Source organism: Rhodococcus sp. p52, from assembly GCF_000763325.2.
Taxonomy (GTDB): domain Bacteria; phylum Actinomycetota; class Actinomycetes; order Mycobacteriales; family Mycobacteriaceae; genus Rhodococcus; species Rhodococcus pyridinivorans.
The window spans coordinates 1586849-1611559 of record NZ_CP016819.1 but is presented as its reverse complement, the minus strand read 5'-3'; the positions used below and the strand labels follow the sequence as shown (position 1 = coordinate 1611559).

Annotated in this window: 14 protein-coding genes; 2 read left to right on the top strand and 12 right to left on the bottom strand. The window is 68.7% G+C overall.

Annotated elements, in window-relative coordinates:
- Positions 1 to 37 precede the first annotated feature (37 nt).
- A complete protein-coding gene (locus IM25_RS07420; protein WP_065995917.1) occupies positions 38 to 3346 on the top strand; it encodes an arabinosyltransferase domain-containing protein in 3309 nt (1102 codons plus the stop codon).
- 50 nt (positions 3347 to 3396) lie between these two features.
- The gene (locus IM25_RS07415) at positions 3397 to 3831 is read left to right on the top strand and encodes a hypothetical protein (RefSeq protein ID WP_033097841.1); all 435 of its coding nucleotides are present in this window, start codon (positions 3397 to 3399) and stop codon (positions 3829 to 3831) included.
- Between the two features lie 82 nt (positions 3832 to 3913).
- Here the strand turns inward: IM25_RS07415 and IM25_RS07410 are convergent, their stop codons facing one another.
- The 12 genes from IM25_RS07410 to glf form a co-directional block, all read right to left on the bottom strand.
- Positions 3914 to 5455: an acyl-CoA carboxylase subunit beta gene (locus tag IM25_RS07410; RefSeq protein ID WP_006553448.1), complete on the bottom strand. Its 1542-nt coding sequence runs from the start codon at positions 5453 to 5455 to the stop codon at positions 3914 to 3916.
- A gap of 8 nt (positions 5456 to 5463) precedes the next feature.
- Positions 5464 to 10404 carry a polyketide synthase Pks13 gene (gene pks13, locus IM25_RS07405; protein ID WP_033097842.1) on the bottom strand — a complete coding sequence of 1647 codons (4941 nt, stop codon included), beginning with the start codon at positions 10402 to 10404 and terminating at the stop codon, positions 5464 to 5466.
- A 53-nt stretch (positions 10405 to 10457) separates the two neighbouring features.
- Positions 10458 to 12347, bottom strand: coding sequence for a long-chain-fatty-acid--AMP ligase FadD32 (gene fadD32 / locus IM25_RS07400; RefSeq protein ID WP_006553446.1), 1890 nt, complete (start codon positions 12345 to 12347; stop codon positions 10458 to 10460).
- A 683-nt stretch (positions 12348 to 13030) separates the two neighbouring features.
- Positions 13031 to 13990, bottom strand: a complete 960-nt coding sequence (locus tag IM25_RS07395) for a cutinase family protein (protein WP_065995916.1) — start codon at positions 13988 to 13990, stop codon at positions 13031 to 13033.
- A 20-nt stretch (positions 13991 to 14010) separates the two neighbouring features.
- Complete coding sequence (locus IM25_RS07390; RefSeq protein WP_033097843.1) at positions 14011 to 14571, bottom strand: DUF732 domain-containing protein; 561 nt, start codon at positions 14569 to 14571, stop codon at positions 14011 to 14013.
- A gap of 132 nt (positions 14572 to 14703) precedes the next feature.
- On the bottom strand, positions 14704 to 16620 hold the full coding sequence (locus IM25_RS07385; protein ID WP_065995915.1) for an alpha/beta hydrolase-fold protein: 1917 nt from the start codon (positions 16618 to 16620) through the stop codon (positions 14704 to 14706).
- Between the two features lie 258 nt (positions 16621 to 16878).
- Positions 16879 to 17889, bottom strand: a complete 1011-nt coding sequence (locus IM25_RS07380) for an alpha/beta hydrolase (protein ID WP_006553442.1) — start codon at positions 17887 to 17889, stop codon at positions 16879 to 16881.
- Positions 17890 to 18156: 267 nt separating this feature from the next.
- Positions 18157 to 20103 carry a flagellar motor control protein ZomB gene (gene zomB / locus IM25_RS07375; RefSeq protein WP_033097845.1) on the bottom strand — a complete coding sequence of 649 codons (1947 nt, stop codon included), beginning with the start codon at positions 20101 to 20103 and terminating at the stop codon, positions 18157 to 18159.
- Positions 20104 to 20116: 13 nt separating this feature from the next.
- Positions 20117 to 21013, bottom strand: coding sequence for a decaprenyl-phosphate phosphoribosyltransferase (locus tag IM25_RS07370; protein WP_065995913.1), 897 nt, complete (start codon positions 21011 to 21013; stop codon positions 20117 to 20119).
- Complete coding sequence (locus IM25_RS07365) at positions 21010 to 21507, bottom strand: phosphatase PAP2 family protein (RefSeq protein ID WP_024102673.1); 498 nt, start codon at positions 21505 to 21507, stop codon at positions 21010 to 21012. Before IM25_RS07365 ends, IM25_RS07370 begins: the two co-directional genes overlap by 4 nt.
- A gap of 46 nt (positions 21508 to 21553) precedes the next feature.
- Positions 21554 to 23491 carry a glycosyltransferase gene (locus IM25_RS07360; RefSeq protein ID WP_019290356.1) on the bottom strand — a complete coding sequence of 646 codons (1938 nt, stop codon included), beginning with the start codon at positions 23489 to 23491 and terminating at the stop codon, positions 21554 to 21556.
- The gene (gene glf, locus IM25_RS07355; RefSeq protein WP_065995912.1) at positions 23488 to 24708 is read right to left on the bottom strand and encodes a UDP-galactopyranose mutase; all 1221 of its coding nucleotides are present in this window, start codon (positions 24706 to 24708) and stop codon (positions 23488 to 23490) included. The genes IM25_RS07360 and glf overlap by 4 nt, the downstream gene beginning before the upstream one ends.
- Positions 24709 to 24711 lie beyond the last annotated feature (3 nt).

Below are 24711 nucleotides of genomic sequence, written 5' to 3'. Positions count from 1 at the left end.
TGCCGTCACACCACGTCGCCGGATACCATCGACTCCCGTGCCCGACGACGTGACGACCTCACCCGCGCCCGCTCCGACCGCCCCCCGGTCGATGGGCGAGGACCTTCGCACTCGGTACCGGACTGCGCGACTCGTCGCCGTCGTCGCCGGGTTGCTCGGCATGATCTTGGCGCTGGCCACACCGTTTCTCCCGGTCCGCGTGACCGAGGCGACGATGTCGTGGCCGAAGGACGCGGCGGCGACCGACGTCGAACTGCCGCTGATGTCGCAGGTCCCCCTCCAGCTCCGCGCCACCGTGCCGTGCAGCGCCGTCGCGGAGATGCCCGGCGACGGCGGGATGCTGCTCGCGACCGCCCCCACCAACGGGCAGGACGCCGCCCTCAACGCGATGTTCGTGCGGGTCGGCGCCGAGAACGTCGACGTGCTCGACCGCAACGTGGTGGTCGCGACCGCGCCGCGCGCCGACGTCGAGTCGGGTGCGTGCAGCGAACTGCAGATCTTCTCCGACTCCGAACGCACCACCGCCGAGTTCGTCGGCCTCTCGGACGAGAACGGCAACCCGCGGTCGGGTGAGCTCACCGGCGACCTGCGGCCGCTCGTCGTGGGCGTGTTCAGCGACCTGCCGACCGCGGCTCCCGGCCTCGACGTCACCGTCGATGTCGATTCCCGGTTCACGTCGTCGCCGACGCTGGTCAAGTCCCTCGCGATGGTCCTCGCGGTGCTGTCGACGGCACTCGCGCTCGGCGCGCTGGCCAAGCTCGACGGCACGGACGGTCGCGGTCACCGCCGCTTCCTGCCGTCCCGCTGGTGGAAGTTCACCGGCGTCGACGTCGTCGTGGTCCTCACGCTCGTCGGCTGGCACTTCTTCGGCGCGAACACCTCGGACGACGGCTACCTGCTGACCATGGCCCGGGCGGCGGAGAACTCCGGCTACATGGCCAACTACTTCCGCTGGTTCGGTGTCCCCGAAGCTCCCTTCGGCTGGTACTACGACGTGCTGGCGGCGTTCGCGAAGATCTCCACGGCCAGCCCATGGATGCGCATCCCGGCACTGATCGCCGGAATCCTGTGCTGGATGGTCATCAGCCGTGAGGTGGTGCCGCGTCTCGGCCGGGCCGTGCGGCACAACCGCATCGCACTGTGGACCGGCGGACTGGTCTTCCTCGCCTTCTGGCTGCCCTACAACAACGGTCTGCGGCCCGAGCCGATCGTCGCGCTCGGTGCGCTGCTGACCTGGTGCTCGATCGAACGCGCCATCGCGACCGGTCGTCTGCTGCCCGCCGCGACGGCGGTGTTCATCGGCGCCTTCACCCTCGCCGCTGCACCGACGGGCCTGATGTGTATCGCCGCGCTCATCGCCGGCATCCGGCCGATGACGCGGATCATCGTGCGCCGCCACCGCGAGGTCGGCCCCCTGCCACTGCTCGCCCCGATCGGCGCCGCCGGGATGCTCGTGCTCGTCGTGGTGTTCTCCGACCAGACCCTCGCCGCGGTCCTCGAGGCGACCCGCGTGCGCACCATCATCGGCCCCAACGAGGAGTGGTGGAACGACTTCCTCCGCTACTACTACCTGATGGTGCAGACCGTCGACGGTTCACTGCCGCGCCGCTTCGCGTTCCTCACGATGCTGCTGTGCCTGTTCACGACGCTGTTCGTGCTGCTGCGCCGCCGCCGGATCCCCGGCGTCGCCGTGAGCCCGACCTGGCGTCTGCTCGGCATCGTCTTCGGCACGATCTTCTTCATGATGTTCAACCCCACGAAGTGGACCCACCACTTCGGGGCGTACGCAGGCATCGCCGGATCGCTCGCGACGGTCACCGCCGTCGTGGTCTCCGCGAGCGCATTGCGGTCGCGGCGCAACCGCACGATTTTCCTCGCCGGAGTGCTGTTCGTCCTGGCGGTGTCGTTCGCCGGCATCAACGGCTGGTGGTACGTCTCGAGCTACGGCGTGCCGTGGTTCGACAAGACCGTCTCGCTGAGCGGCTACCAGTCGAGCTCGCTGTTCCTGGTCCTGTTCGGTCTCGCCCTGGTGCTCGTCGCGTGGCAGTACCTCCGCGAGGGCTACGCACCGCCGCCGGAGTCGGCCGAGACGAAGAAGGGCCGGCGGATCCGCGCCCTCGCGGCTGCGCCGCTCACGGTCGTCGCCGCGGTGATGGTGCTGTTCGAGGTGCTGTCGCTGCTCAAGGGCGCGGTGTCGCAATACCCGGCGTACTCGCTCGCTCGCTCCAACATCGGGGCGGTCGCCGGGCAGACCTGCGGTCTCGCGAACGACGTGCTCGTCGAGGCCGACCCCAACGAGGGACGCCTCGAACCGATCATCGACCCCGCCGATCCGCCGGCAAACGACGACCCGCTCGCCGGTGCGGCGCCGCGCGGTTTCACTCCCGACGGCGTGCCGTCCGACCTGACCGCCGACTACGTCGAGGTCAAGCCGGGTCAGGGCAACACCGACAACCAGAGCGTCGGCCCGACCTTCGAGACGGGCGCGGGCGGCGGCACCACGGGTGGTTCCGGTGAGCAGACCGTCAACGGCAGCACCGTGCGTCTGCCCTTCGGGCTCGACCCGTCCGTCACCCCGGTGCTCGGCAGCTACCAGGAGGGTGTGCAGGAACCCGCCGCGCTCACCTCCAGCTGGTACGCCCTTCCCGGGATCACCGACGAGACGCCGCTGGTGATCATCTCCGCGGCCGGTCGCATCTGGTCGTACGACGACACCGGTGCACTGACCTACGGCCAGTCGCTGCTCGTCGAGTACGGCACCCGCCAGGCCGACGGCAGCGTCGAGGCGAAGGGCACCTACCTGCCGCGCGACATCGGCCCCGCACCGTCGTGGCGGAACCTGCGTGTGCCGCTCGCCGACCTGCCCGACGACGTCGACGCCGTCCGCATCGTCGCCAACGACCCCAACCTCACCGGCGACCAGTGGCTGGCGTTCACGCCGCCGCGCGTCCCCATCCTCGAGCGGCTCGACGCCCAGCTCGGTTCCGAGCAGCCGCTCCTGCTGGACTGGGCCGTGGGTCTGCAGTTCCCGTGCCAGCGGCCGTTCGACCACTGGGCCGGTGTGGCCGAGATGCCGAACTACCGGGTCCTCCCCGACCGTCCGCTCGCGGTGTCGTCGACCGACACCTGGCAGTCGGCCGACAACGGTGGCCCGCTCGGCTTCGCGGAGGTCCTGGCGCGACCCGAGCAGGTGCCCACCTACCTCGAGAACGACTGGGGGCGCGACTGGGGTTCGGTGGAGCGGTACGTGCGCTTCTACCCGAATGCGCAGCCGGCCGAACTGACCACCACCGAGGTGACGAGGTCCGGGTTGTGGAAACCCGCGCCGATGCGCGTCTACGAGTGACGGATGAGGCGCGAGTAACGGAAGTGACGCCGACGGGCGACACACATGGCATGACGACCTCGAGAAAGATCGCATTCACGGCAGCCCTGGGCGCGGCGCTCGCGCTCGGTGTGGTCACCGCTCCCGCAGCGTCCGCGGAGCCTGTGGCGGCTACGACCCTGAGCCCTGTGATCGGCGCGGTCGGTGGCACCGGTTCCGCAGGGTGGGGAGGTCTCCTCGTCAACGAGGGCGTGACCGTCGGTGTGGACCCCGAGCGTCCCGGCTTCTCACGATTCGGCAGCAGCTTCCAGTGCCCGTGCCTCGTGAACTGGACGAACGTCACCACCGGACAGCGTGGCACCGTCACCCTGCCGATCTACCCGCCCATCCCCTCCGCAGGATGGGAATACCCCTGGTTCGAGACCGGCTCCGGACGTATCGAGGCGGTCGTGACGACCACCGACATCACCTTCCTGCCGGGCCGGGGTTCCTGGACCGTGCCCTGACCCCCGGCCCGGTGGGGCGGCGTCGGATACACACGACGGGGCCTGTGCACGCACTGGTGCACAGGCCCCGTCGGCAACGGCTCTACAGCGGCAGCAGGTGATGCTTCCGCGGGTTCTTGAACACTTCCTTGTCGCGAAGAAGGTTCAGCGCCTTGCGGATCTCGAGACGGGTGGTCGACGGCTCGATCACCGCGTCGACGTATCCGCGCTCGGCCGCGATGTACGGCGTGGCCACGTGCTCGTTGTAGAAGTTGATGAGCTGCTGGCGCACCGCCGGAGCGTTCTCGCCCGCGGCCTCGATCTGCCGGCGACCGATCACCGCGACAGCCGATTCGGCACCCATCACGGCGATACGCGCGGTGGGCCACGCGAAGTTGATGTCGGCGCCGAGCTGCTTCGACCCCATCACGGCGTAACCGCCGCCGTAGGCCTTACGGACTACGACGGTCACCTTCGGGACCGACGCCTCGACATATGAGAACAAGAAGCGGCCGCCACGCTTGATGACGCCGATCTTCTCCTGCTCGACACCGGGCAGGAAGCCGGGGGTGTCGACGACGAACACGAGCGGGATGTCGTAGGCGTCGCACACGCGCACGAAGTGCGCGGCCTTGTCGGCAGCAGCCGCATCGAGCGCACCCGACAGGTACAGCGGCTGGTTCGCCACCACGCCCACCGCCCGGCCGTCGACGCGGGCGTAGCCGGTGATGATGTTCGGCGCGGTCTGTGCGCGGACCTCGAGGAACTCGCCGTCGTCGAAGATCTTCAGCAGGATGTCCTGCATGTCGTAGCCGGAGTTGTCGGCGTCGGGCATGAACGTGTCGAGTTCGAGATCGTCGGGCGTGAGCTCCGGTTCGAGACCGGGATTGATGATCGGAGGCTTCTCCTGCGCGTTGGACGGCATGTAGCTCAGGTACTGCCGCACCCACTCGAAAGCGGCCTTCTCATCCGGCGCGACGTGGTGCACGTTGCCGTACTCGGCCTGCTGACGGGCACCGCCGAGCTCCTCGAGGCTCACGTTCTCACCGGTGACCGCCTTGATGACGTCCGGGCCGGTGACGAACATGTGGGCGCCTTCGGTGGCGACCACGACGTCGGTGTTGATCGGCGCGTAGACCGCACCACCGGCGCAGTTGCCGACGATCACCGAGATCTGCGGGCACAGACCCGACAGCGGCTCGTGACGCTTGCCGATCTCGCCGTACCAGGCGAGCGAGGTGACGGCGTCCTGCACGCGGGCACCACCGGAGTCGTTGATGCCGACGACGGGGCAACCGATCTTGAGGGCGAAGTCGAGGACCGCGGCGACCTTGCGGCCGAACATCTCACCGACGCTGCCGCCGAAGACGGTCTGGTCGTGGGAGAACACCGCGACCGGGCGGCCGTCGACCGTGCCGTGCCCGACGACGACGGCGTCGCCGTACATCGCATCGTCGCGGCCCGGCATCTTCATCAGCGCGCCGATCTCGACGAAACTGCCCCTGTCGAGCAGCATGTCGATGCGCTCACGAGCGCTCGGGATGCCCTTCTTCGCGCGCTTGGCGATCGCGAGTTCGCCGGCAGGCTCCTTCGCGATCTCCAGCTTCTCGCGCAACTCGGCCAGCTTCTGTGCCGTGGTGCTCACTTCTTCGTTCAGCTCCTCGAGGCCTCGATGTCGGCCAGCTTGCGGGTCAGGTCTTCCCCCACCTTCGAGATGTACGGCTCGTCGACGATCTGCAGGTGATCGCCGCCGACGTGCACGACCTCGAGATCCGCGACGACCTCACCCCACCCACCGTCGGGCAGCCGGGTCCCGAAGGCCGGCTCGAGATCGATCGCGTCGTCGTGATACTTGTCGGCCATGTACAGCACGACCTTGCCGTCGTAGGGCAGCAGCTCCGCGGTCTGGATGGCGCGGTTGTCGAGCCACGACGTGCGCTGGTGCTCGATGATGCCGCCGGGGATCTGCGCCCCGCTCAGCTCGAGCAGACCCATCAGGATGCCGATCTGCTCCTCGTCGCTGCCGGCCTCGGCCAGCAGGTCGTAGGGCAGCGGCGCGTCGACCCCGTAGGTCTTCTTCGCGAACGCCGAGTAACGCTGCCAGCGCTTGCGGATCTCGTCGGGCGTGTCCTCGACCTTCTCACCGGCCATGACGGTGTCGATGAGACCGACGAGACGCACGTCCTTGCCCTCCTCGCGGAGCAGACGGGCCACCGCGTAGGCCAGGACACCGCCGAGCGACCAGCCGCACAGCACGTACGGGCCGTCGCCCTGGATCTCCTTGATGAGCGGCAGGTACGCCTGTGCGCGGGTTTCGATCGGGCCCTCGGTGCGCTCGAAACCGAACACCGGGGTGTGCGCGGGCAGGCGGCGCAGCAGCGGCTCGTACGCGACCGTCGAACCACCCGCGGGGTGGAAGACGAAGACCGGCACGGTGTCCGATCCCTCGGCGCGGGGCCGCAGGGTGCGCACGAGTCCGTCGATGCGATCGGCGGATTCGAGATGCTGACGGACGGTCTCGGCGAGCTGCTCGACGGTCGGGGCGGAGAGCACGTCGTCGACGGTGATCTCACCCTCGGCCCGCTCGGTCAGCCGTGCCGCGAGCTTCTCGGCGACATCGCGGTCGAGCTTCGGCAACCGGTTGAAGATGCCCTTGGCCGACTTGCCCGTGACCACGGCCCACGAGGCGAAGGTCAACCGTTCCGCGGCGTCGCGCGGCGGCACGTCGACACCGCTCGACTCCTGCTCGGGCTCGGCCGTCTCGGGCGCGGTCTGTGCTTCGGCTTCGGCTTCGGCTTCGGCTTCGGCTTCGGCTTCGGCTTCGGCGAGAATCTGCTCGGCCTCGCCCACCGCGGTGGTGTCCTCGACCTCGGGAAGATCGTCCTGCTCCGCAGCGGCGGCGCGTTCGGCTGCCTTCTCGGCGGCCTGCTGCTCGGCGAGCTGCGCGACCTCCTCGCGGTTCTCGACGGCGTATCGCAGGTACTTCGCGACGTCGCGCAGGCTCGCGTCCTTGACCGCCGACAGCTGCAGCTGCGGGATGTCGAACTCGTACTCGACGCGGTTCTTGATGCGGACCGCCATGAGCGAGTCGAGGCCCAGCTCGATGAGCGGGATCTCGGCGGGCAGATCCTCGGGCGCATAACCCATGGACTCGGCGACGATCAGCGTCAGGCGGTCATCGAGGCTCTGCGATCCGTTGGGATCCCACTGGTCGCCGAACGACTCGACGACCTCGGGAAGCTCCTCGGCCTGCGCGGCCGGCTTCGCGGCCACCGCGACGGGCGCGGGCAGCGGCTCACCGGATGTGACGACACCCTCGTGGACGAGCGTGAAACCGTCGCCGGTGTTCGCGTGCACCTGCAGTGACGCGCCACCCGGGTGCCGGGTGAGCGTCGTGGTGAGGGTGCCGGTCGCGGGAACGTCGGTGTGCGGGATGGACGCGGTGAGCGTGACATCGGACAGCACCTGCGAGGCCGCCGCGACGACCAGCTCGGCCGCATCGGTGACGGCGGATGCCTGCACCTCCCACACGTAGCGGCCGTCGGGCAGTGCGACCCGGGCGCCGGGCGCGCGGCCGTTGCCGGAGGTGCCGATGCTGGCGTCGACCCAGTACGGCTTGCGCAGGAAGGCGGTGCGCGGCAGGTCGGCGTAGTCGCCTTCCGGCAGCAGCGTCCTCAGATCGACGGACTGCCCGTGCACGTACAACTGCGCGAGCGCGGTCAGCACACCGAGGGACTCGTCCTCCTTGCGCTTGAGCGTCTGGATGAACTGGCCGTCCTGCACACCGGCGTCGAAGGCCGTCGCCGCGACCGACATGAGCGTCGCGGGGTTGGCGTTGAGCTCGACGAAGGTGGTGTGCCCGTCGGACAGCGCCTGCCGGATCGCCTGCGTGAAGTACACGCTGTGGCGCATGCCCTTGGTCCAGTACTCCACGTCGTGGATGCCCTCGTGACCTGCACGGTAGAGGGTCTCCTGGTCGACCGACGAGTACAGGTCGACCTTCAGACGGTGCGGTTCGATGCCGGCGAGCTCGGCCGCGAGCTCGCCGAGGATCGGATCGACCTGCGAGGTGTGGCTCGCGCCCTTGGTCTGCAGGACCCGGGCGAACTTCTCCTCGGCCTCGGCACGCGCGACGATCGCGTTGACCTGCTCCTGCGGGCCACCGATGACGGTGTGCGTCGGCGCCGCGTAGACGCAGACCTCGAGCTGCGGGAAGTCGGGCAGCACGTCGGTGATCTCGGCGGCGCTGTACTCGACGAGCGCCATGAGGCGGATGTCGTCGCCGGTCAGGCCGGATTCGGCCTCACCCATCAGACGCGAACGCGAGCAGATGACGCGCACGGCGTCCTCGAGCGAGAGTCCGCCCGAGATGTAGGCGCCGGCGGCCTCACCCATCGAGTGGCCGACGACCGCGGCGGGCTCGGCACCGTGGTGGCGCAGCAGCGCGGCGAGACCGATCTGGATCGTGAAGATGCCGACCTGCGCCGTCTCGACGTCGTAGTCCTGCGCGTCGTCGAGGAACTTCTCCTTCATGGAATAGCCCGACTCGTCGTAGATCAGCTCGTCGACCTCGTCGACGGCCGCCGCGAAGACCGGGTTCTCCAGGTACAGCTGCTTGGCCATTTTGCGGTGCTGGGCACCGAAGCCGGAGAGCACCCACACCGCGCCCTTGGAGGCGGGAGCGTCGGCGGTGAACACGCCCTGCGCGGGCTTGCCGGCGGCGACGGCACGCAGACCGGCGATCGCCTCACCGTGGTTGCTCGCCACGACGATCGCGCGGGACCGGCCGTGATTGCGACGAGCGAGCGTGCGGGCGACGTCGGCGAGCGGCGTCGTGCTGCCCTTCTCGGTCTCGAGCCAGTCGGCGAGATCGGCGGCGGCACGGCGGCGACGCGACGGCATCGCAGCGGAGACGGCGAGCAGGACGGGCAGCTCGCGGGCCTGCTCGGTGGTCTCCGCGGCGGGGATCTCCTCCGGCAGGACCTCGACCTCGGCCTCGGACGCTTCGAGCCCCTCGGGGCCGGTGTACTCGCGCACGACGACGTGCGCGTTCGTGCCACCGAAACCGAAGCCGGACACACCGGCGACGGCGCGACCGGTGTAGCGCGGCCACTTCGCGCCCTCGGGGATGACCTTCAGGTGCGCGCTGTCGAACGGGATGTACGGGTTGGGCGCCGTGTAGTTGAGCGTCGGGGGCAGCTGATCGTTCTGCATCGCGAGAACGACCTTGATGAGACCGGCCGCACCCGCGGCGGACTCGAGGTGACCGAAGTTGGTCTTGGCCGAACCGAGCAGGACCGGCTTGTCGTCCTCGCGGCCACGACCGACGACGCGGCCGAGCGCGTCGGCCTCGATCGGGTCGCCGAGCACCGTGCCGGTGCCGTGCGCCTCGATGTAGTCGACACCGGACGGCAGGATCTGCGCGTCGCGGTAGGCGCGGCGCAGCACGTCGACCTGCGCTTCGGGGTTGGGAGCGGCCAGGCCGTTGGAGCGGCCGTCCTGGTTGACGGCCGAACCGGCGATCACCGCGAGGATGTCGTCGCCGTCGCGCTCGGCGTCCTCGAGACGCTTGAGCACGACGAGACCCCCGCCCTCGGCGCGGATCATGCCGTCGGCGTCGGCGGAGAACGCCTTGATGCGGCCGTCGGGTGCCATGACGCCGAGTTCGTCGAAGCCGAGGGTGCCGGCCGGGGCGAGCAGCATGTTGACGCCACCGGCGAGGGCGACGTCGGCTTCGCCGTTACGCAGCGCACGTACGGCCTGGTGCACGGCGACCAGCGACGACGAGCACGCCGTGTCGAGCGTGACCGACGGGCCGTGGAAGTCGTAGAAGTACGACACGCGGTTCGCGATGACCGCGGTGGAGGTGCCGGTGAGCGCGTAGGGATGCGCTGCGGACGGATCGCCGACCGCGAGGAGCATGTAGTCGCTCGCCGAGCTGCCGATGAACACACCGACCGAGCCGCCCTTGAGGTCGCTCGGCGGGATGTGCGCGTGCTCGAGTGCTTCCCAGGTCAGCTCCAGCGCGAGGCGCTGTTGCGGGTCGACCATCTCGACCTCGCGCGGCGACATCGCGAAGAACTCGGCGTCGAAGCCCTTGACGTCGTCGAGGTAGCCGCCCCTGGTGTTGGCGTTGCGGATCGACTCCCACACGGCGGGATCGTTCTCGAACTCCGACCAGCGGCCCTCGGGCAGATCGGAGATGCCGTCGCGTCCGGACGCGAGCAGCTCCCACATCTGTTCGGGGGTGTCGACGTGGCCCGGCAAACGGGTGGACAGACCGACGATGGCGACGTCCTTCGAACCCGCCGCGGCACCGACCGTGTACAGGGCGGAGTCGTCCTCAGCGGGTGCCTCGGGCTCACCTTCGATGATGCGCGTCGCGAGCGACGCGATCGTCGGGTGCTGGTAGGCGATCGTCGCGTTGAGGGTGACACCGAGGAGTTCCTCGATCTCACCCGCCATGGCGACGGCGTCCCGGGAGGACAGCCCGAACTCCTCCATCGGACGATCGTCCGAGATCTGGGAGACCGGCTGCCCGGTCGCGTCGGCGATCCAGTTGCGCAGCCATTCGCGCAGCTGCGCAACCGTCATTTCAGTGTCAGACATCAACCCACCACGCTACCCGGGAAAGAGGACATTCGTTCTTACACGCTGTCCGGGAAGGCCTGCTGCTGGTAACCACCACGCAGCGTTCCCTCGACATATGCGGTCTTGCACGCCCGACGCGCGATCTTTCCGCTGGACGTACGGGGGATCGAACCGGCCGGCACGAGCAGCACGTCGCGGGCGGTGACACCGTGCCGGGACGAGATCGCGGCACGTACCGCGTCGGCGATCGGCTGCGGATCGGCCTTGCCGGCGCCGGGAGCGCGCTCGGCGACGATCACGAGCTGCTCCGACGAATCGTCGGCATCGAACTGCAGGCCGGAGGCGTCGTTGTCGAACACCTCGCGCGGCAGCTGGTTGGCCGGCACCGCGAACGCCGCGACGAAGCCGGGACGCAGCGCGGAGCTGGCCTCCTGCGCCGAGAACTCGAGGTCCTGCGGGTAGTGGTTGCGGCCGTCGACGATCACGAGGTCCTTGACGCGACCGGTGATGTAGAGCTCGCCGTCGATGTAGACGCCGTAGTCGCCGGTGCGCAGCCACTTGCTGTCGTCCGGGGTGCCCTCGGCGTGGCTGCCCTCGGCCAGACGCTTGGTGATGCGGTTGTGGAAGGTGTTGTCGGTCTCTTCCTTGCGACCCCAGTAGCCGATGCCCATGTTCTCGCCGTGCAGCCAGATCTCGCCGACCTGCTCGTCGGGCATCTCGGTGCCGGTCTCGGCGTCGACGATCGCGGCCCACTGGCTGCGTGCGACGTAACCGCAGGAGACCTGCGGGATGGCGTTCTCGGCATCGGGCTCGACGCGCATGACCCGGCCCGCGTTGAGTGCGGTGCGGTCGACGTAGATGACCTTCGCCTCGTCGCTGTGACGGGTGGAGGAGACGAACAGGGTGGCCTCGGCCATGCCGTAGGACGGCTTGATCGCCGTGCGGGGCAGACCGTAGGGCCCGAATGCCTCGTTGAACTTGCGCATCGACGACGTGGTGACCGGCTCGCTGCCGTTGATCAGGCCGATGACGTTGCTCAGGTCGAGTTCTTCGCCCGGCTTGGGGACCGCGCGTGCCGCAGCGTGCTCGAACGCGAAGTTCGGGGCGGCGGCGAAGGTGCCGGCACCGTCGGAGACGGCGGCGAGCTCGCGGATCCAGCGGCTCGGCCGGGCCACGAAGGCACGCGGGCTCATGATGGTGATGTACTTGCCGCCGACCGCGGGCAGGATCACCGTGAGCAGGCCCATGTCGTGGAACAGCGGCAGCCAGGTCACGCCGCGCGACGACTCGTCGAGCTCGATGGAGTCGGCCATCTGGATGACGTTGGTGAGCACCGAGCGGTGAGTGATCTCGACGCCGGCGGGAACGCGGGTCGAGCCGGAGGTGTACTGCAGGTACGCGATGTCGTCGGTGCCGATGGGCGGCCGGTTCCAGGACTCGGCGACCGAGTCGGGGATGGCGTCGACGGCGATCACGCGGGGACGCTGCGCAGCGGGGAGCGGGCGGAAGAACTGCCGCACGCCGGCCGCGGACGAGGTGGCGGTGAGGATCGCGCTGGGGGTGCAGTCGCCGAGAACGGCGTGCAGGCGATCGGTGTGGCCGGGCTCGTCGGGATCGAACAGCGGCACGGCGATGGTGCCGGCGTAGATCGCGGCGAAGAAGGACACGACGTAGTCGAGGCCCTGCGGAGCGAGGATCGCGACGCGGTCGCCGGGAGCGGTGACCTGTTGCAGGCGCGCGGCGATGGCCTTGATGCGCACGCCGAACTGATCCCAGGTCAGCTCGTGCACCTCGCCGTCGCGTTCCCGCGAGTAGTCGATGTACCGGTAGGCGAGGTCGTCACCGTTTGAAGCGAAGTTCCCCTCGAGGTGATCGAGCAGGGTCTGCCCTTCAGGCAGCCTGATCCGCCCGTTCTCATCGATGAACTCTTCGAACCCGACGCTCAATTCCTTCTCCCTGTCGAAGCGATCCCACAACCACTCGACATGGTTGCGCCACTAACTTTTCCTCCGCGCCGGCGGATCGTCGTACCGATACCGCCCCCCACGGCTTCCGGCGGTCCGTTCCTCGAACGTGTCCATCGACCCCAGATCACGAATATGTTACAGATCGGCATCACGCGCACCCACGCAAAGTGCGGTCGCCGGGAAGAACGCTTCCCCTCGCACACGGGAAACACAAAGATACGACATGGTCGTCTTCACACACACATTCCGCGCCCGTCGAACGAGACGAGCACACGATCCGATTGTGTGCGAGGGTTTTTCGACGCCGACACCGACCGACGGTGCAACCCGCCGCCCTCTGCTGCCCAGGATCGGCGCCCCGGTACGTACGCCCGACCGAGGCGAGAGCTCGTGACAAGGATCATTCCCGGTCGCGGGCCGTCGCTACGCCCCCGGAGGGGGCCGGCCGTTCGCCGTGCCGTCACTGGCACCATGAACCTCTTCTCCTGTGGCAGTCGTCGTGCGCCACGATCCCGGACGGCCGGGCCGCAGCCGAGGGATGAGTCTAAAGGCAGCCCGCCTTTCGAGTGTACCGGGTGGTGAGATCGGACACTACCGGCGAGTAATATGTGGGAGGGTTCACTCGGACCCGAACCTCCCCCGCGTGCAGCGACGGCCGCACCTCATTCTTCTGCGGGTTCCGGTGCGGCATCGATCTTCTCCGCCGCCCAGTTCGGGATCCACTGCGTCGCGGTCGTGCCGTTCTCGTCCACGACATAGGTGTTGTACATCGCGTGGATCGGGTTGTTGACGTACTCGAGCAGGCGCGGAGCGGCCGACATCCAGTTGGCGGGATTCAGCGCGTTCGGTGGTGCGTCACAGATACTGTCCGTGGGCGCGCAGATTTGGATCGTGCGGTCGTCGAGCTCCCCGAAGCCACCGGGACGCGCGCCGGTCATCGTGATCCCCGGCAGCCGCAGGCCGTCGAGCGACAGTTCGGCGCCCACTCCGGCGACGGGCGCACCGATGTCGGTGCCCGAGACCCCGTCGCGGCGACCGTCGGCAACGAGTGCGACACCGAGCACCCGGTCGGCGGGGACCGGGCCGTTGCCGGCACCGATCTGCGCGGCGACGTCGCCCACGATCACGGCGCCCTGCGAGAAACCGGTGAGCACGTAGGTGGTCAGCGGGCACTCGGCCGAGCGTCGCGCGAGGATGTCGGTGGTGGCCGCGAATCCCTCACTGCGGCTGTTGTTGTAGGACTGCTGGCCGTCCGGCGGGATCGCGATGGGGTTCGAGAACTGCGCGACGTACGGCACCGTGTAGACATCGGCGCGTTGGGCGTCGAAACGCTCCTGCAGCGGCCTCGTCACGTTGAGCATGAGCGAGTACGGGTTCGCGGCCGGAGCGTACGGATCGTCGCCCACCGCGGACTCCCAGGTGCCCGGCACCGCGACGACCTGCACGTCGGGGCACGAGGCCGGCTGCGACTGCGGCTCCTCCGGCCCGGGCGGGGTAGGAATCGGTGACGGGATGTCCAGCCGCCCCGCGAGCATGTACCAGAGCACCAGCACGATCGCCAGGACGAGCAGCGCCCCCACGACCACGATCCTGCGTCCGCGACGCTGCTTCGTCCTGACCATTCGTGCTGTCCCCGCGTTCCCTAGTTGCAGTACGTCTCGCCGGCGACGGCGATGTACGTGTCGGCTGTCGAGGAGGCCTGATCCTCCGACAACTCGACACCACCGGCTGCAGCATCACTACCCACGAGCGCGGTCACGAACACCTTGATCTCCTCCGGCGACCCGCCCTGCGCCTGGGCGCTGCAGATGTAGTCGGCGATGTTCACCGCGCCGGTCTCGTCGCTGGGCTCGACGCCCTCGGCGCGGAGACCGTCGAGGAAGGCCTGTGCGCCGGGCGTGGGAGCGGGTGCCGCGCCCGTGTCCTCTCCGGCATCGTCGTCTCCGGCAGCGGGCGAGGACGGAGCCGGGGACGCCTCGCTCGTCTCGGTCTCGCCCGTGGTCTCGGCCCCGGCCGCGCCGGGGGATGTCTCGGCCGCGGAGGTCGATGTCGACGCCGAGGTTTCCGTGGCGGCAGACGTCGTCGGCGTGTTCGTCGCGGTGGAGTCGTCGCTTCCGCACGCGGAGAGAACGGCCGTGGCGGTCAGTGCCGCAGCGAGGGCGCCGAGGACTCGGGTCGAGCGTGAGCGGGTCCGTGCAGGCATGTGGTGGGGTCCTCACATCCGGGATGTCGGTCGAACTTGGTCAGATGCGCCCCAGGCTACAGAGCGGCCCGTGCGGCCGGTAGGAGCGTCCCTCCTCCCCCGGTTACACGGGCCGACCCTGCTGTCGTTCGGTTACGGCTGCAGCTTGACTTCGTCGCCGTCGAGGGTGATGAAGCCGTTCTGAAAGTTCTGCTGGACACCCTTGCCGTCCACGGCCGGGAACTCGTCGCTGATCGGCAGGCCCAGACGTCCTTCGGCACCCTTCTCGGCGAGCCACGCCTCGAGGATCTTGCCGCGGACCGGCCAGGCACCGGTGAGCGGGCTCCAGTAGATGTTGCCGTGCTGGAACTCGTTGAAGCGACCGTCACGCCCTGCGGGCTGCTCGCTGGCCGTCGGGTAGCCCAGGACTCCCGTCTCGTAGCCGAGCTGGGAGTACTTGTCGAGGATCATGCCCTGCACGCCGTGGGCGCCGGTGTCCTCGCTCCAGTACATGGCGCCGATCTCGAAGCCCTGGACCGCGCCGCGGCCGTCGGGGGTCGCCGCCTCGTCGAGGATCGGGTAGCCGAGCGGTCCGCCCTCCCAGCCCTGGTTCTTCCATTCCTCGAAGATCTTTCCGCGGACCGCGTGGGCGCCGTGCTCGGGCGTCCAGTAGATCGCGCCGTTCCGGAAATGGTTGAACCGTCCGCGTCCGTCGGGTGCGACGCGTTCCTCGGTGGTCGGATAGCCGAGCTGCCCGGCCGGACCGCCGACACCCTGGTAGGCGCCGCCGATCGCACCCGCGACCGGCACCGTCGTGCCGTCGGACGAGAAGACGCGGCCGAAGCGGAAGTCCTGCACCTTGCCACCGGCGACGTCGTATTCACCGGTGAGGCAGTCGCCGAGCCAACCGTTCACGTTCGCCACATCGCCGAAGGCGCCGGTGGGGTTGCACTCGGGCTTGTCGACCTCGACCCCGAGGGTGTTGGCGAGCTGCGGCCACAGCTGGTGCAGTTCGAACTCCCAGTACTTCCACGTGTGGGTGCCCGACGGCCGGTACACGATCTGGGCGGGGATGCCCTGCTTCTCGAGCTTCGTCGCGAACGCCTGCGAGGTGAGGCGCGAGAGGATCTCGAGGCCCATGCCGGCGTAGTTGGTGCTGACCCCGGGGATGCCCGACGGATCGTCGTGGGGGCCGGTGGTGCCGCTGCCGCTCGAGACGTACAGGCTCACGCCCTCGAGCTTGTCGGCGAGCAGGTAGGGATCGTGCGACTCCCAGCCCTCGGAGCCGGGCGCACCCCACATCGCCTCGGAGTCGAAACCACCGGCGTCCTGCATCGCGTAGTGGATGGGCTCGGGCATGCCGAGGGGGGTCGTGGTGAGGATGCCGGACAACGACGCCGCGAACTGCGCGAAGCCCGGGTTGCGGGCGGGTAGGAACATCGCGGCGGTACCGCCCATCGACAGGCCGACGACGCCACGCTTGTCGGTGGTACGCCAGTCGCGTTCGAGCAGCGGAGGGAGCTCCTTCGTCAGGAAGGTCTCCCACTTGTAGTTCTGTCCGTTGTTCTGATCGATCCAGTCGGAGTAGAAGCTCGACTGGCCGCCCACCGGCAGCACGACGTTGACGTTCTTGTCGGCGAAGAATGCCTCCGCATCGGTCTCGAGCGTCCACCCGTTCTCGTCGTCGCGCGCGCGCATGCCGTCGAGCATGAACACCGACGGGAACTTCGCGTCGGGCTTGCTGTTCCAGTCGCGCGCGAGCAGCAGCTGCACCTGGATCGGCGTCCCCATCGACGGCGAGTCGATCCACAGGGCGACGCGGCGATCGGTGAGCCAGTCGACAGAGCGGACGGTCGCACCGGAAGTGCTCGTCGGGCCGGACTGGGCGATGAGCGGATCGGCGGTAGCCACCGAGACGGTGGTCAGACCTGCGGCGACGGGCGCGACGAGAGCTGCGGCGATCAGTGCGAGCGCACGGGATCTTCTGCGCCGCGCACCCGCGACGCGAGCCACTCTCCTGCTCGGCCCCGTCCGTCGCTCACCGTGCTCGAGCTCAGTTCGCATCTGCATCGCTCACTTTCTGCGTTGCCGGATTTCCTGCCGAAGTGCGGCTTCGGGTGGACCGCGACGGCGGCAGTGGCAGGGCGCCCGGCTGGGTATGCCGACTCGGGATACCGGAGTCCCGGATGTTGTTTCTACACCGGCGGCGCCCGGAATCGCGGGTGCCGCGCTGTGACAGGTGAGAAAATTGTTGCAGAAAGTTACGACGCCGCCCACTCACCGGATCGGTGAGCGGGCGGCGTCGTTGCTAGCAGTGCGTACCGGAGATCAGAACGCGTTCAGCGCCTCGAGGATCTGCGGGCGTGCCTTCCACAGCTGATCCTCCCAGTACTTCCATGCGTGCGTGCCGCGCGCCGGGAAGTCGAAGGTAGCCGGGATGCCGAGCGTCGCCAGCTTGAGCTGGAACGCGCGGGTCTGGGCGAGGGACAGCGCCTCGAGCGCCATGCCGTTGGCGGTGTTGTAGTAGCCGACGAAGCCCTGCGGGTTGTCGTGCTCACCGGGCAGACCGCTGGCGGCCGAGATGTACAGCGACAGACCCTCGAGCTTCGGAGCGAAGACGAACGGGTCGTTGCGCAGCCACGCCGGGCTCCACGGCGGGCCCCACATCGAGTCGACGTTGAAGCGGCCGGCGTCGAGCATCGCCACGCGGATGGCCTCACGCATGCCGGGAGCCGACAGGTTCAGGTAGCCGGACAACGACGACGCGAACTTGAACTGGTCGCGGTGGTAGGCGGCCAGGGTCAGGGCGGCGGAACCGCCCATCGACAGGCCGAGAATGCCGTTGTTGTTGCGCGACACGCCACGGGTGGCGAGATAGTCGGGCAGCTGCTCCGTCAGGAACGTCTCCCACTTGTAGGTGATGTCCTGGCCGTTCAGGTTGGACGGCGCGTACCAGTCGGTGTAGAAGCTCGACTGTCCGCCGACCGGCATGATCAGGCTGACGTTGTCGTTCGCGAACTGCTGCAGGGCGTTCGTCTCGAACGTCCAGGCGTTCGCGTCGTCCCGAGCGCGCAGGCCGTCGAGCATGTAGAGCGCCGCGTCGCCACCGCGCGCAGCCCACTGGATCTGAACCTTGATCGGGCCCATGTCGGACTCGACGAAGACCTCTTCGAAGCCCCCTGCAGGCGCGCGGTGCGAGACCGGCGCTCCCTGCGCCGGCGCGGCGACGGCGGCGGTGGTTCCGACGAGGCCGGCAGCCACGGGGAGGACCAGAGCTGCGGCGGCGGTGCCGAGCAGTCGCCGTCGAAGGCCCTGCCTCAACCTCGGGACAAAACGCATGAACAATGCTCTCTTTCTCGTCTGCGGCGTCCGCGTTCGCGTCCCCCGGATTCCGGCGATGACGACCGCGGAAGGCCGCCCCAAGTCACACTGCGGTCAAAACTGTAAAGGACCGCGTGATCTCTGACAAACCCTGGTTTCAACAGCTCTTGGGCACCTCTTGACCTATAGGTCAAGCACGCGCTGCCGGAATGTTACCTATCCGTGATGCGTCGTGATCCTATCGAGACAGTCGAAGGGGGCCAAGTTGATCTCGGTGTCCGGCCGTCACCCCCGCGGCGGTGGCATCGGCAGGTCACAGCGCTGGATCTCGTACTTCGGCACCCGTTCGATCCGGTACGAGGCGTAGTCGAACGCGTTGCGCAGGTTCCTCTTGAACAGTGCCCACGTGAGTTCGGCGCTCGAGGAATCGATCATCTCCCGGGTCTCGGGACAGGTCAGCGCGGTCTTCGCCATCGCGACCCAGTCCTCGTCGAGATAGCCCGGCATCCACGGATGGACGTCGACCATGCCCGAATCGGCGACCACCCAGTCGGGGAACAGGATCTTGTCATGGCCGATCCGGCCGTCCTCGAGACGCTCGGTGTGCGCAGCGAGCGGGTAGGCCAGGCCCATCTGGTCGACGACCCGCACGTCCAGACCGGTGTTCATGCTGGTCATGCCCAGGTTCAGGAAGAACACCGTGTGCCCGGCACCGCCCGGTGGGATGGGCTCGGGTGGCGGCACGACGTCCCACGCGTCGAAGGAGGGGGTCGGCAGCAACAGCCCGCCGTTCGGGGTGTTCGCGATGGCCTCGACCATGGCCCGCATACGTGGGTAGTCGAGATAGTCCTCGGCCAGGATGGGATGCAGATGCCCGGTGTTGAGGGCGTAGAAGGCGCGCTCGTCGACGATGCCGGATCGGCCCACCACGGCGCCCTCGGTCATGCCGGTCGTGTTGGCCGCGGCGGCCGTCCACACGACGGTGCCCAGCCACAGCACGGCCAACGCACCCGCGACCTGCGTCGGCCGGTTGTTGCCGAGCTCCGCCCGGTCCGGGATCCGCAGCGGGACGACGGCGACGGGCAGGAGCAGGCAGAACAGCGGCGGCAGGAGGACGCGGCCGTGCATGAAGTCGCCGCCCACACGCAGCGAGTACAGCGCGAGCAGCACACCGGAGCCGAGGAACAGCACGACGACGGCGGTCGGCGTGCGCAACAGCTTCTGCGCCCAGGTCAGCGTGGCCCGCACGTCGCGCGGATCGGGACGCGCCGCCGCTGCGGTGAGGCCCACCACCTCACGGCTGGCCGCGAGGACGAGCGCGGCGAGGACCGCGAGGACCAGCAGCGGCAGCCACAGCAGGTACGGCGAGACGAGGTTGCCGAGATATTCGAGGCCCTGCGACCACTTGGCACCACCGGCGTCCTTGGCGACCGCGGTGTTGGGATAGGGCAGTCCGTAATAGCCCATGCGCCAGATCTGGTAACCGATCGGGATCATCCCGGCGACCGCGACCATCGCGACCCGGATGCGCAGGTCGAGGCCGGGCGCGAGGAACAGCATCGCGAGTGCGAGCACCGCGACCAGCGCGAGTTCGGGTCGCACGAGCGGGCCGAGTCCGGCGACGAACGCCGTGGCGAGGATCTGCCCGGTACCCGGGAGCGATCCGTCCCCTCCCGGCGTGGGGGTCGCCCACCGGGCCATGAGCAGCCACAGCAGGCCGAGCCAGCAGATCACCAGGCAGGACTCGAGGCCCGAGGTGGCGAAGTCGCGGGCCGGGGGCACCGCGATGTAGACGAGGACACCGGCGGGCAGGAGCAGCACGGTGCCCGTGGTGGCGCGCAGTCGCCACCGGTACAGGCGTGCGGCGCCGAGCATGGCGAGGACGATCGCGCCCGTCGACAACACGAGCGCGATCGTGAGCACCACGTATTCGAGGCGGAGGCCGGTGAGCCATCCGCCCGCGTAGACGATGTACGTCCACGCGGTGGAGGTGTTGGCCTCCACGCGCTCCCCCGCGTTGAACACCGGCCCGTTGCCGGCGAGGAGGTTGCGCACGGTTCGCAGGACGATGAGACCGTCGTCGGCGATCCAGCGCCGCTCCCACGCTCCCCAGAACATCAGGAACGCGGAGACGACCACACCCGCGGCGAACACACCGCCGGTGAGGCGGTCACGCCGAACGGGCCCGACCGTACTGGACGGTCCGGCCTCGGTGTCGTGGACGCCGCGCACGACGTCAGAAGAGTTAGACAGCACCGCCGACCACCAGGATCCACACCACTGCGAGCAACTGCAGCACCCGGTCCTTCAGGGCGATCTCCTCGGGTTCGCCGGCTTCACCGCCGTCGACGTCGACCGCGTAGCGCAGGATGGCGACGACGAACGGGACCATCGAGATGGCGTACCAGTTGGAACCGGCCACGTTGTCCTGTTCGAACGCCCACAGGCCGTAGCAGAGCACGACCGCCGTCGCCGCGACGGTCCACACGAACCGCAGGTAGGTCTCGGTGTAGTACTCGAGCGACTTGCGGATCTTCGCGCCGGTGCGGGTCGCGAGGCGCAGCTCGGCGTACCGTTTGCCGGCCGCCATGAACAGCGACCCGAACGCCATGATCAGCAGGAACCACTGCGACAGCGGGATCTCGGCGGCCACGCCACCGGCGATGGCACGGATCAGGAAGCCCGACGAGACGATGCAGATGTCGAGCACGGCCTGGTGCTTGAGCCCGAAGCAGTACGCGAGCTGGATGCCGATGTACACCGCCATGACGACGGCGAGCTGCCAGTTCGCGATGAACGACAGCGCGATCGAGCCGACGAGCAGCACCGTCGCGAGGATGTACGCGAGTCGCACCGGGAGCACGCCGGCCGCGATGGGCCGGAACCGCTTGGTGGGGTGTGCACGGTCGGCTTCGACGTCCATCGCGTCGTTGACGAGGTAGATGCCCGAGGCGGCCATACAGAAGACGACGAAGGCGAGCGCGACGGGCAGCAGCACGTCGACCTGGGTGACCGAGCCGGCCGCCATCGGGGCCGCGAGCACCAGGACGTTCTTCACCCACTGTCGGGGACGGACCGCCTTGACGATCCCGGCGCCCAGGCTCTTGGGCGCCTCCTTGACGGGCGCCGGTTCCTCGCTCATCGATCTCCCCACTTCGTCTCTGCCCGCGCCACGACGGCCGCGGACGCCGCACCGAGTGCCGCCCCCGCCAGCACATCCGTCGGATAGTGCACGCCCAGCACCAGGCGGGACAGCATCATGGGCGGCACGAGCACCGCGGGAAAGGGTAGCCCGGTGGTGCGGGCGAGTAGCACGGCCGCCGCAGTCGTGGACGTCACATGCGACGACGGGAAGCTCAGCCGGCTCGGCGTGGACACGTTGACCTGCACCGTCGGGTCCACCGGCCGCGGACGGCGCACGACCCGCTTGATGACGACGGACGCCGCGTGGGCACCGAACGCGCCGACCGCCACGCTCGCCCACTTGCGGCGACGGGGACGGTCGACGAGGGCGCCGGCGGCGCCGATCGCGATCCAGCCGAGAGCGTGCTCACCGAAGTGCGACATGCCGCGGGCGATCGTCGTCGCTGCGGGTACGGCACCGGCGGTGGCCTGGACGGTCTGCAGCACCCGCACCTCGGTGCCGGTGCTCTTCCAGTGACGTGCAGCCGCAGTGCCGGGGTCAGTTGCCGATTCCGAAGACACGCTCCCACTCCTCCTTGCTGGTCAGGGCGGGAACCGCGTCCCGGTACCGCTTCTTCATCTCGGGGAACCGGCGCGCGAGTTCGCGTCGCAGCCTGAGCGCCTCGGTGAGCAGGGCCTGGGCCTGAGCACGGTCGCGCTTACGGTAGACGACACCCCGACCGTCCGCCGTGGTGACCGTCACGCCGTCGACCTGCGAGAGCAGGAACCACCGCGCGTCGATGGTGGGCACGTTCAGCTGCGGCCGCTCGTGGTGCTCGCGGTTCTCGGGGCGCACGTTGTGCAGCACACCCTTCGCGAGACGCCTGACCTTCGCGACCGCACCCTCGGGCAGTCCGACGGCCCCGACCTCGGCGCCGGATGCCATCGGCAGTTCGGTCGACGACGGCAGCACCACGGCGTCGGGGAAGTTCTTCCGGAGCGCGTGCACCTCGCCGAGGGCACGCGGCAGCAGCTCGAACAGGTTCTCCGGACCGGCGAGGAAGTCCTCGATGGCCTTGTTCTGGATCGCGACCGTCGAGTACTCGAGACACACGAGGTGCTTGATCGTGGCCTTGATCGTGTCGAGCACCATCGGCTTGGCGTCGCCGTGCTGGTGCAGCGCGGCCACGACGAGCCGGTTGCGCAGATGGAAGTACGCCTGCCAGTCGATGGCGTCGTCCTTGTCGCTCCACGCCATGTGCCAGATCGCGGCGCCGGGCATCGTCACCGTGGGGTAGCCGGCGTCCCGTGCCCGCAGGCCGTACTCGGCGTCGTCCCATTTGATGAACAGCGGCAGGGGCTGGCCGATCTCCTCCGCGACGACACGCGGGATCATGCACATCCACCAGCCGTTGAAGTCGACGTCGATGCGTCGGTGCAGGAGCTTCGAGTTCTCCCGGTCGCGCAGCGGCTTGGTGGAGAAGTCGTGGTCGTACTCGACGTTCGGCGCGGCACCCCACATGAAGTTCGAGCGGTGGATGACCTCGCCCATGGTGTGCAGGTGGCTGCGTTCCTGCAGGTTGAGCATCTGCCCGCCGACGAGCATGGGCTTCTTCGCGAATCGCGACAGGGCGAGCGCGCGCAGGATCGAGTCGGGTTCGATCTCGATGTCGTCGTCCATGAACAGGATGTACGGGCTGGAAGTGGTCTTCAGCGCCTCGTACATGATGCGGCTGTAGCCGCCGGAGCCACCGAGGTTGCCCTGGTCGTGGATGACGAGACGGTCGCCGAAGGGTTCGGCGGCCTCCGCGAAGTCGGCCTCGTCGCGAACCTTGCGGGTGCCCTGGTCGGGGATGATGACGGCGTCGACGACGTCCATCACCAGCGGGTCGGACGCGAGCGCACGCAGCGCCTTCACGCAGTCGGCAGGGCGGTTGAAGGTCGGGATGCCCACTGCGACCGAGGCGTGTCCGGGCGCCTCGACAGGTGCGTACCAGCCGGCGGCGTGCAGCGTGACCTCGCTGTCGGTGGTGACGTCGAACCACAGCCAGCCGCCGTCCTCGAACGGCCCCAGGTCGGCTTCGATCTCGACGACCGTGTCGGACCCGCGGAACTCGCGGCCGGTGACGTGGATGCGGCTCGAGTCGGCCTTGCTGCGGTACAGGTCGACGCGGCCGTGGCCGGTGAGTTCGAGTCGCAGCACCACCGAGCCGAGCGTGCTCCAGCGACGCCAGTAGCTCGCCGGGAAGGCGTTGAAGTAGGTGCACAGCGACACCTCGGACTCGGCGCCGATCGCCAGCGTCGTCCGGCTCGTCGCGTGGGCGCGACGCGCGTTGGTGGGCGACTCCTCGAGGTAGAGCGTGCGCACGTCGAGGGGCTCGCCCGGGCGCGGCAGGATGATGCGCTGCAGCAGCGACCGGCCGAGCAGTTCGTCCTCCGTGGCGGAGGTACTCGCCGCCTCGTGCTTCGCGACGGCCGCGTGCTTCGCGGCGCTCACGAGGCGTCCCCGGCGATGGGCGCTCCCGAGTCGAAATGCGGGGCGAGGACGTTGTCGAACATCGACAGCGCGCTCGCGATCGCCATGTGCATGTCGAGGTACTGGTAGGTGCCGAGCCGGCCACCGAAGAGCACCTTGTTGTCCGCGGCTTCCTTCTTCGCGAGGGAGCGATAGGCGTTGAGTTTCTCGCGATCCTCGGGGGTGTTGATCGGGTAGTACGGCTCCTCGTCGTTCTCGGCGAAACGCGAGTACTCACGCATGATGACCGTCTTGTCGGTCGGGTAGGTGTCGCGCTCGGGGTGGAAGTGCCGGAACTCGTGGATGCGGGTGTAGGGCACGTCGGCGTCGTTGTAGTTCATGACCGGGGTGCCCTGGAAGTCGCCGGTGGGCAGCACCTCGGTCTCGAAGTCGAGGGTGCGCCATCCGAGCCGGCCCTCGGAGTAGTCGAAGTAGCGGTCGAGCGGGCCGGTGTAGACGACGGGGGCTTCCGGGCTCGCGGCACGGACCTCATCGCGCACCTCGAACCAGTCGGTGTCGAGCCGGACCTCGATCCGCTCGTTCTCCGCCATGTTCTCCAGCCACGCCGTGTACCCGTCGACCGGCAGGCCCTCGTAGGTGTCGTTGAAGTAGCGGTTGTCGAAGGTGTAGCGGACGGGCAGCCGGGCGATGTTGCCGGCGGGCAGTTCCTTCGGGGCGGTCTGCCACTGCTTGGCCGTGTAGTCGCGGACGAACGCCTCGTACAGGGGGCGGCCGATCAGGGAGATCGCCTTCTCCTCGAGGTTCTTCGCCTCGGCGGTGTCGATCTCGGCGGCCTGCTCCTTGATGAGGGCGCGTGCCTCGTCGGGGCTGAAGTACCGGCCGAAGAACTGCGACACCAGTCCGAGACCCATCGGGAACTGGTAGGCCTGGCCCTTGTGCATCGCGAACACGCGATGCTGGTAGCCGGTGAAATCGGTGAACTGGTTCACGTAGTCCCACACCCTCTTGTTGGAGGTGTGGAACAGGTGGGCACCGTACTTGTGGATCTCGATTCCGGTTTCCGGTTCGGGCTCGGAGTATGCGTTGCCACCGAGGTGGTGGCGACGCTCGATCACGAGCACTCGCTTGCCGAGCTGCGTGGCCGCGCGCTCGGCGATCGTCAGTCCGAAGAATCCGGAGCCGACGACGATCAGGTCGTACTCACCGGTGGAGGGCTGGGGCGCTGATGCAGCAGTCACGGG